The organism is Bacillus sp. 05T31 (assembly GCF_056396725.1).
In genome coordinates this window covers 1-9,178 of record NZ_JBFTMA010000117.1, presented here as the reverse complement: position 1 = coordinate 9,178, position 9,178 = coordinate 1, and the positions used below count along the sequence as shown (strand labels likewise).

Below are 9,178 nucleotides of genomic sequence, written 5' to 3'. Positions count from 1 at the left end.
ATTTACTACCAGCTTTTCAAACGAACGCAAGTCAATATGCTGTAGGAGTTAAAAATTCTATTTTCACATTTATCGGATTTGAGGTAGCTCTGTTTTATGCTGTGATGTTGAACGATAAGRCAGCGAAAAAAGCGCCAATGGCAGTTGCAAAAGCAGTGATGGTAAATGTGCTGTCATACATTTTAATTTATGTAACTTGTATTAGCGTTTTTTCGTATATGACAACCCGTGGATTGACGTATCCAACAATTGAATTGGGTAAAGAAATTGAAATTGGTGGAGGTTTTTTAGAAAGATTTGATGCCATTTTTTTTACTACTTGGATTATTACTATTTATAACACTACAGCAATGTATTATGACGTCGCATCTTTATTATTTTGTGCTATGTTTCCGAAAGTGAAGAAACATATTTTCATTTTTGTAAGTGCCCCGATTATTTTTATGGCGAATATGATACCTAGTAATTTGAATACTTTGTCAAGTTATGGGACTTATTTAGCTTGGATAGATATGGGTTTTGTCGTGCTAGCGCCTTTGTTAGTTTTTATTGTATATAAAATAAAAAGAAGGAATGGTAGAAATGAAACACCTTCTTAAAATTATAATGGTTATGGTTTTAGCWGGATCTATAAGTGGGTGCTCTGAGCTAGAAGAAATAGAAGAAAGAGGATTTGTAGTAGGCGCAGCTTACGATATTGTGAAGGCAAAGAAATCAAATCCAATTATGAAAGGGACGTATCAGATGGTACTTCCCAGTAAGTTARCGCAACAAGGTGGCCAAGTCGGTGGAGATAGTGAAAATTATATTAATGTKAGTGCGAAAGCAGATAGTGTCTTTGAGCAAATACGAATTATTGCTAAAAAAATTAGTCGCTCATTATTCTTTCCGCATATACAAGTGATAATTTTTTCTRAAGATTTACTAGCGAATCCATATGTTTTACAAAATACGTTAGATGTATATATTCGTGATCACGAGATGAGAAGAAATATTCGTTTGTTCGTTTCTAAGAAAAATGCAGAAGCTATTTTAAAGCAGAGCGCCAAGCCTGAGAACTTACCGGCRCAGTATATTGATATGTTAGCTGAGCATCCTCCGAAAAATGCTCAAATGATTGAAGCTGCAAGAATTGGTGAGGTACAGCAAAAAATGATTRCTAACCAAAGTTTCGTATTACCTATTCTCGAACTAACAAAGCAGGGGGTACAAATGAACGGGGCAGCGTTGTTTCGTGGAAAAGATAATAAGTGTGTAGGYAGTTTGAATGGAGAAGAAACATTMGGAATGAATTATGTAATAGGTAAAAAAATTGGAGGGTTCTWTACTATCCGTAAACAAGGTCAGCTTGTTACATACGAAATTCATAAGATGCGCCGAAAGATTAAAGTATCTACGGAAAATGCTACAAAACCGAAGTTTGATATCCATTTATCTTTGGAAGGGACCTTAGCAGAGTTACATTTTAGTGATCATAAACAAATTATGAATGAAAAGCGATTAAAGAAAACCATTGCGGAGGAAATGGAGAAGCGTATCCAAAAATCGATTAAGCTTGTTCAAAAAAAATATAAGGTAGATGTATTAGCGTTAGGAGAAGTATATAAGCGGCATAATTATAAAGAATGGAAGAAGATAGATAAGAATTGGGATCAAGGTGAAAATTATTTTAGYAATGCTGAGGTTACTGTTCATGTTCATCCRRYAATTGARCATTCAGGYTCAGCTTTACCGAAGAGAGTGAAATAAGGTGATTTAAGTTGTTTACTGGACTAGGAATTAGTTGCACGATATTAATGGCGATTCTTCCGGGAGCCATATACTCCATTCATAAAAAAATCACAACGTATGGAGCTCAGCCGTGGAAAGAAAAAAAGAAACCTGAATAATTTCAGGTTTCTTTCGTGMAAAGCATATGTGAAGGGGGATACCTTCTATGTATGCTTTGTTTTTTATACAAGYCCTAACCAATGTACCAATTGTGTAAAGAGGAATGTCACAACAATGGCAATAACAGTAGGGATTGCGAACGATAAGAATGTCCATTTTGCACTTTTTGTTTCTTTATATATGTTAACCAGTGTTGTTCCGCACGGGAAATGAAGGAGTGAGAACAACATTGTATTTAACGCTGTTAACCAAGTCCAACCATTTTCTAAGAATAGATTTTTAATTTGGTTAAAATCATCTATTTCAGTTAAAGCCCCAGTTGATAAGTAAGACATTAATAAAATCGGGATAACAATTTCATTCGCTGGTAGTCCAAGAATGAATGCAGCTAAAATAAACCCGTCAAGTCCTAACATTTTAGCAAATGGATCTAGGAAGTTTACAAAATACATAAGTAAGCTTGTGTCACCGATGAAAATATTAGCAAGTAACCAAGTTAATGCAGCYGCAGGGGCAGCTACAACTACAGCTCGTTTTAAAACATATATTGATTTATCGAGTGTTGCGCGTACAATTGTATTCCAAACTTTTGGCTTACGGTACGGTGGTAACTCAAGTGTGTAGTGAGTYGGAACGCCTTTTAAAGCTGTTTTCGATAGTACCCAAGAAACAGTTAATGTCATAATAACACCAATTACAACCATTCCAACTACGACACCWGCAGTAACAARTGTTTGCATACTACCKGTATAACCAGCGGCCATAAATAGTGAAGCCATTAAAATTAACATAGGCCAGCGCCCATTACATGGAACGAAGTTGTTTGTTAAGATTGCAAGCATACGTTCACGCGGTGATTCAATAATACGTGTTGACATAATGGCAGCTGCATTACAACCGAATCCCATTGCCATTGTTAAAGATTGCTTGCCATGTGCACCAGATCGTTTGAATAAGCGGTCCATGTTAAATGCGACACGTGGTAAATATCCGTAGTTTTCTAATAGTGCGAACATAGGGAAAAAGATTGCCATAGGTGGTAACATAACGCTAATAACAGCACCGATACCACGGAATAAACCRAGTATTAAAATGCCATGTAACCATTCAGGTGCATGCATTACTTGGAACCAAGATGTTAAATGTCCTTCGACCCAGCCAAAAAACTCAGCAATCATCTCGGATGGCACGTTAGCACCAGCGATTGTAAGATAAAAAATAATAGATAAAATACCGAGCATAATTGGAAATCCCCAAATAGGAGAAGTGAAAATCTTATCTAATCTTTCTGAACGATATAATTTATCAGTATTCGTATATTGGACAGCTTCTTTACRTATATTCGCGGAGGTTCGATAAATATCTCCGACAATATCATCGCGTATGTCCTCTTTTGAAAGTGTTTGTGCATGTTGAACAATATAGTCCAGCGGAAGAGCTTTACTGGCTGAGTGAGATTCCATTYATTACGACCTCCCTTACAAGTGGTTCRTTATGWTGTTTTTGRAGTGYAGTTAAGAAATTTTTATCTCCATCTAAWATACGTAACGCAATCCAACGTGCTGGATACGTATYRCCGAACACTTTATAAATTTGTGGTTCYAATTCTTGAATCATATTTTCGATTTTTTCATTATAAGTAATTTTAATTGGTGTTGGAATGAGTTTTTTATTTGCTACTTTAGCGATGACATTTAGCAAATGACCAATGCCTACTCGGTTGCGAGCRGAAATCTTCACTACAGGTACACCGAGTGATTTTGCTAACTTCTTTTCGTCAATAATGATTCCTTTTTTCTCCGCTTCATCAATTAAGTTAATACAAATGACCACATCGTTTGTCATTTCCATCACTTGGAGTGCTAAATTTAAATTTCTTTCCATTGCAGTTGCGTCAATAACAACTACAGTTACTTCTGGTTTTTCAAATATAATATAATCTCGTGCGACTTCTTCATCTGCCGAATTTGAATACAGTGAGTAAGTTCCAGGTAAATCTATTATTGTATATATATTTCCGCCATGCTTATATTCCCCTTCGGCCTTTAAAACAGTTTTCCCCGTCCAGTTTCCAGTATGTTGTTTTAAGCCTGTTAAAGTATTAAATAATGTACTTTTCCCAGTATTCGGGTTACCAGCTAACGCAATACGATGGTTACTCATCTGAAATCATCTCCTATTAATACCCCGAAAATAAGGGAGCTTTCTTCACTACGCAGTGCAATAGTTGTGTTGCTTACTTGATAAGCGACTGGGTCTCCAAGTGGGCTGCGTTGTAATACTTTAATTGTCGCTCCAGGAAAAAAGCCTAAATCTAATAAACGTCGTTTCATAGTTCCTTCTAATTGTATCTTCTCAATTTGTACAAATTCCCCTGTTCTGAATTCGGAAAGGGGTTTAGTATTAGCCGATACCATAAAAGTTACCTCATCTCTATATTTTTAGTTTTAGTTTAAAAAGTTTCCTTAGGTAAACTTTTTGATACTAATATAGTAGACTACATTTAATGATGCTGTCAATTAGTACTTTAAAAATATTCAAATATTTTTAGAATTGTTCCAATTTATTTAGTTGTACCGAAAAATATTACTGGAATTCTTCTTAAAGTAAGAGTGTAAAAGCTTAAAAATATAGGGGAATTGTAAATRTAGTTTTAACCTAAAGGGAAAAATAMAGAAAATCRTTTACATTGAATTTACATTGTTAAGATTAAATTTACAATACTGCGTGTTTAGTGTGGGTTTTGTTGGCTTTTTCAACTGTAAATGTTGGAATGTCTAGCTTTTAGGGGATGTTATCTCTATTTACTTAAACTTAAAAATTGCTTAACACTCACATAATATTGTTGTCCTACAATGAATTTGTGTTCGAAAGAAGATGAATTCGAAAAGTGATAATCCAAATGGGGGTACAAGACATGGTTATGAAAAAGGGTATTAAATTTTCTTTAGCGGCTTTAGTTGTTGCAGGTGCATTAGTTGGATGTGGAAAAGCAGAAAGTACGGATAATAAGGAAGCTGCTAAAGGTAGCGATGCAAAACAAGAATTATCAGGTACGATTGCAGCGGCTGGCTCTACAGCTCTTCAACCTCTTGCGGAGGAAGCTGGAAAGAAATTCATGGAGAAAAATTCAAAAGTTTCTATTCAAGTTCAAGGTGGCGGTAGTGGGACTGGGATTAACCAAGTAGCATCTGGTGCRGTACAAATTGGTAATTCGGATGTTCCGGCTTCAGATAAAATAAAAGATGCTGAAAAAGCAAAAGAATTAGTAGATAACAAGGTAGCGGGTATTGCATTCGCGCTTGTCGTAAATAAAGATGTAAAAGTTGATAACTTAACAGCAAAACAAGTACAAGATATCTTCACTGGAAAAGTAACGAACTGGAAAGAAGTAGGCGGAAAAGATGAAAAAATCAATGTAATTAACCGACCGGCTTCATCTGGTACACGTGCTACTTTTGAAAAGACAGTGATGAAAGACGCGAAGATTAATGATGGAACTGGTACAACACAAGATTCTAACGGTGCAGTAGAGCAAGCGATTAACTCTACTCCAGGTTCAATCAGCTATTTAGCAATGTCTTACATGGTTGGCGATAAAAAAGGTGCATTGCAAACTGTGAAAATTGATGGTGCTGAACCGAAAATTGAAAACATCTCTGCTGGTAAATATCCATTCTGGTCTTACGAGTATATGGTAACTAAAGGTGAGGCAAAAGAAGCGACAAAAGCTTACATTGATTATGTAAAAGGTAAAGATTTCGAAAAACAAGTAGAAGATATGGGTTACATCCCAATGTCTAAATTAAATAAGTAATAAAATTTTATGGGGCTGGCTGCAAGGYCAGTCCTGTTCAATGCAATCTATGAAGTGGGGTCTGTCCTGTGATGAAGGGGAAAAAACAAATTAATTACGTAAAGAGTGAATATATAGGTAGATCACTTGTTACGTTTTGCGGTATCTTTATTGTTTTTATTACATTAGCTATTATTGCGTTTATTTGCGGCAAAGGAATTCAATCTTTCACGCAAAGTGGTATCTCRTTTTCTGAGGTGTTAACTTCGACAAAATGGAATCCAAATGCTGATCAAGGTAMGTATGGTGCTGTMATCTTTATTGTCGGTTCGACRCTTGTGTCGTTAGGTGCTGTTRTCATTAGTGCACCAATTGCTATAGCTCTTGCTATATTCATGAATTTAATTTCGCCGAAGTTTGGGAATAAAGTATTAAAGCCTGTTTTAGAATTATTAGTTGGTATTCCATCAGTTGTATACGGATTATTAGGGGTTACGATCTTGGTTCCTCTATTACGGGATTCGTTCGGTGGAGTGGGATTTAGTTTAATTGCGGGTATTATTGTCCTGAGTATTATGATTTTACCTACTATTGCTAGTATTGCCTCTGATGCAATACGCTCTGTTCCGTTTGATTACTTGGAAGCTTCTTACGGTCTAGGATCGACGAAATGGCAAGCGATTAGCCGAGTTATTGTTCCTGCTGCAAAACAAGGGATTTTAACAGGTATAGTTTTAGGGTTAGCGCGTGCTTTTGGTGAAGCGTTAGCGGTTCAAATGGTAATCGGGAACACGATTAAATTACCGGAAGGAATATATAGTCCAACAGCAACGTTAACAGGTATTCTGACAATGGATATGACGAATACATTGAACGGAACAGCTTGGAACAATGCGCTATGGACGTTAGCAATGATTTTACTTGTTATTTCATTCCTGTTTATTTTAGTAATTCGAGCGATTGGTCAAAGAGGTGAGCGATAATAATGAATGCAAGAACGGTAAATAAAGTTTGGACAGGTATCTTTTATGGGGTTGCAGCTTTAGTTGTAGCTTTGCTGGCTTTTTTAATGTACGAAATTCTGCAAAAGGGATGGGGATTTTGGGATCCTAGTTTCTTATTCGGAGAACCAAGCAATACAAGAGCTGGTGGGGGAATTGGTCCACAGTTATTCAATTCTTTCTACATGCTTGTTATAACACTTATTATATCTATTCCTCTTGGACTAGGGGCTGGAATATATTTAGCGGAGTATGCAAAACAAGGTCGTTTTTTAAGTTTTGTTCGTTTATGTATTGAAACAATGGCGTCTTTACCTTCTATTGTTGTTGGACTATTTGGCTTATTAGTATTTGTTACCATGACAGGCTGGGGATATACAGTAATGGGTGGAGCTCTTGCTTTAACTATTTTGAATTTGCCTGGTTTAACACGTGTTTGTGAAAATGCGATTTCTGAAGTTCCTCATAATGTAAAAGAGGCGAGTCTTGGATTAGGTGCAACGAAATGGCAAACAATTGCCCGCATCATTATCCCGTCTTCGTTACCACAAATCATTACAGGTATTATTTTAGCGGCAGGCCGTATATTCGGTGAAGCTGCGGCGTTAATTTATACAGCGGGTTTAACATCACCTATTTTAAATTCAGCAGCGGACTTCTCGAGCCCCTCGCATCCTTTAAATCCATTTAGACCAGCTGAAACGTTAGCTGTTCACATTTGGAAATTAAACTCTGAAGGGATTATCCCGGATGCGAAGTTAATTGCAACAAAATCTGCAGCTGTATTAATTATTATGGTATTACTCTTTAATATCATTTCTCGTTTCGTAGCATCTGTATTACACAAGCGTTTTACAGGAGCGAAAAAAAGTCGTAAAACGACGAAGAAGGTAAAAGCGGCATAAATGTCCGTAAAAGAACTCTCTGTTTATAAACAGGGAGTTTTTTTACGGACATTTATTAAAATCATTAACGGTAAGAGGTAGCGAATCGACAGTTGTTGGGGGAGTCTCCTATGATATTGAGTGGAAACTGATAGGTTTTTTGTTGGAACAAGAACATAGTGTTATATTAGATAGCCCATGTCTCTATGAGGGGATGCTTGAAAAGGAATAGGTTTATGTCGGAAGTATGGGACTACACATAAATATATTGAATGTTATCTTAATGATATAGAAGAAATTAATCGTAGGTTACAAACGCGTGAACGTAAGATAAGTCAAATTACAAAAGTAGCATTTCAAAAATGTCTGGCTGGCAGTAAAAGGCCTTTACATGGTGAATATCTTATTGTAGATTCTGGAGAGCCGCTAGAGAAGTATGGTAAAAAAGTGATGGATTATATTATGGATAGGTAGAGGGATAAAAAGGCGTTATCTTCATAATTGAAGATAACGCCTTTTAGTTTAAATATCAGGTGTTTCTGTAGAAGTGCTTATTTTTCTGCGGGAGCGTCTTTTTCTCCCGATTTTATCTAATAGTTCATACATAACGGGAACGACTACTAATGTAAGAACGGTTGAGACTGCCAAACCACCGATTACAACGACGGCCAGACTTTTCGATACCATACTTCCTGCTTGAGATTGCCCGAAGAGGAGTGGTAGCATAGCGACGATTGTTGTTATAGCTGTCATAATAATTGGGCGTAATCTAGTAGATCCTGCTTCTAGTAAGGCTTCTCTGGTTTCCATACCGTTTTCCCGATTTTGTTGCACTCTTTCTATTAATACAATAGCATTTGTAACGACAATCCCGATTAACATTAATGCGCCGATTAATGAATTTACGTCAACAGGTGTTCTTGAAATGATTAATCCTAAAATACCGCCGACAGCAGCTAATGGTAAAGAGAATAAAATCGCGAAAGGAGCACGTGCTTGCCCGAATGTGATAACCATAATTAAATATACAATCCCGATTGCGATTCCCATAATTTTGAATAAATCTGTGAAGTTCTCTTGCATAGATTCAGTAGCGCCTGCGACATTTACTTTTGCTCCGTTAGGTAAATCTAAGTCGGCTATCGCCTTGTTTACTTCTGCGCTTACTTCGCTTAAATCTTCACTTGAAGCTTCTGCGGTAATTTGAATCGTTTCTTTCCCATCTTTATGGAAGATTTCCGTTTGAAGTTGTTTTTCTGAAATAGTTGCAATGTCTTTTAAAGGAATTGGTCCGTTAATAGGTGATAGTATGTTTGTGTTTAAAATATCTTCTTGTTTGTTAACGGATGCCTTTTTATGTTCTATCATAATGGTTGTTTTTTCATTATTGATTGAGATTTCCCCAATAGGAGATTTCTTCATAAGGAATGATACTTGTTGTGCTGCTAATTCTGGTGTTAAACCGTGTTGTTCCGCTTTTGTTTGATCGATATGAATTTGCCATTCTTTTTTAGAGTCTTCTATATTTGTTTTTACTTTAGAAAGAGAATCCATGCTTTTTAGTTTTGTTTCGACGATGTTAGCGGCCTTTTTTAAATTTGTTTCGT

At 36.3% G+C, this 9,178-nt stretch carries 10 protein-coding genes and 1 pseudogene; 7 read left to right on the top strand and 4 right to left on the bottom strand.

What is annotated here, in order from left to right; all coding sequences use genetic code 11:
* The 3 genes from AC1DJR_RS10220 to AC1DJR_RS10210 all read left to right on the top strand — a co-directional run.
* Positions 1-599 (top strand): endospore germination permease (locus AC1DJR_RS10220; RefSeq protein WP_477002537.1); only part of this gene is annotated, 599 nt, incomplete at its 5' end.
* Entirely contained in the window at positions 583-1,749 is a 1,167-nt protein-coding gene (locus tag AC1DJR_RS10215; protein ID WP_477002538.1) for a Ger(x)C family spore germination protein, read from the top strand. The genes AC1DJR_RS10220 and AC1DJR_RS10215, both read left to right, overlap by 17 nt.
* A gap of 11 nt (positions 1,750-1,760) precedes the next feature.
* Positions 1,761-1,889 carry a hypothetical protein gene (locus tag AC1DJR_RS10210; RefSeq protein ID WP_012260330.1) on the top strand — a complete coding sequence of 43 codons (129 nt, stop codon included), beginning with the start codon at positions 1,761-1,763 and terminating at the stop codon, positions 1,887-1,889.
* A gap of 63 nt (positions 1,890-1,952) precedes the next feature.
* On the opposite strand, the gene AC1DJR_RS10205 is transcribed toward AC1DJR_RS10210, so the two are convergent.
* Genes AC1DJR_RS10205 through AC1DJR_RS10195 form a run of 3 tightly spaced genes read right to left on the bottom strand, consistent with a single transcriptional unit; the run spans position 1,953 to position 4,307 of the window.
* Positions 1,953-3,353 (bottom strand): nucleoside recognition domain-containing protein, encoded by a 1,401-nt coding sequence (locus AC1DJR_RS10205; protein ID WP_477002536.1) that lies wholly within the window; start codon positions 3,351-3,353, stop codon positions 1,953-1,955.
* Positions 3,331-4,053, bottom strand: a complete 723-nt coding sequence (locus AC1DJR_RS10200; protein WP_477002535.1) for a FeoB small GTPase domain-containing protein — start codon at positions 4,051-4,053, stop codon at positions 3,331-3,333. The genes AC1DJR_RS10205 and AC1DJR_RS10200 overlap by 23 nt, the downstream gene beginning before the upstream one ends.
* The gene (locus AC1DJR_RS10195; RefSeq protein WP_002090873.1) at positions 4,050-4,307 is read right to left on the bottom strand and encodes a FeoA family protein; all 258 of its coding nucleotides are present in this window, start codon (positions 4,305-4,307) and stop codon (positions 4,050-4,052) included. Before AC1DJR_RS10195 ends, AC1DJR_RS10200 begins: the two co-directional genes overlap by 4 nt.
* 500 nt (positions 4,308-4,807) lie before the next feature.
* Between AC1DJR_RS10195 and AC1DJR_RS10190 the strand changes: the two genes are divergently transcribed.
* From AC1DJR_RS10190 to AC1DJR_RS10175, 4 genes and pseudogenes are all read left to right on the top strand, one after another.
* Complete coding sequence (locus AC1DJR_RS10190) at positions 4,808-5,707, top strand: phosphate ABC transporter substrate-binding protein PstS family protein (RefSeq protein ID WP_429686406.1); 900 nt, start codon at positions 4,808-4,810, stop codon at positions 5,705-5,707.
* A 71-nt stretch (positions 5,708-5,778) separates the two neighbouring features.
* Positions 5,779-6,669 carry a phosphate ABC transporter permease subunit PstC gene (gene pstC, locus AC1DJR_RS10185; protein ID WP_477002534.1) on the top strand — a complete coding sequence of 297 codons (891 nt, stop codon included), beginning with the start codon at positions 5,779-5,781 and terminating at the stop codon, positions 6,667-6,669.
* Positions 6,670-6,671: 2 nt separating this feature from the next.
* On the top strand, positions 6,672-7,592 hold the full coding sequence (pstA, locus tag AC1DJR_RS10180; protein WP_002010630.1) for a phosphate ABC transporter permease PstA: 921 nt from the start codon (positions 6,672-6,674) through the stop codon (positions 7,590-7,592).
* Positions 7,593-7,641: 49 nt separating this feature from the next.
* A pseudogene (locus tag AC1DJR_RS10175) lies at positions 7,642-8,045 on the top strand (P-loop nucleotide/nucleoside kinase family protein); the annotation flags it as partial.
* Positions 8,046-8,093: 48 nt separating this feature from the next.
* On the opposite strand, the gene AC1DJR_RS10170 reads toward AC1DJR_RS10175, so the two are convergent.
* On the bottom strand, positions 8,094-9,178 hold a 1,085-nt coding region (locus tag AC1DJR_RS10170; RefSeq protein WP_477002533.1), incomplete at its 5' end, for an efflux RND transporter permease subunit.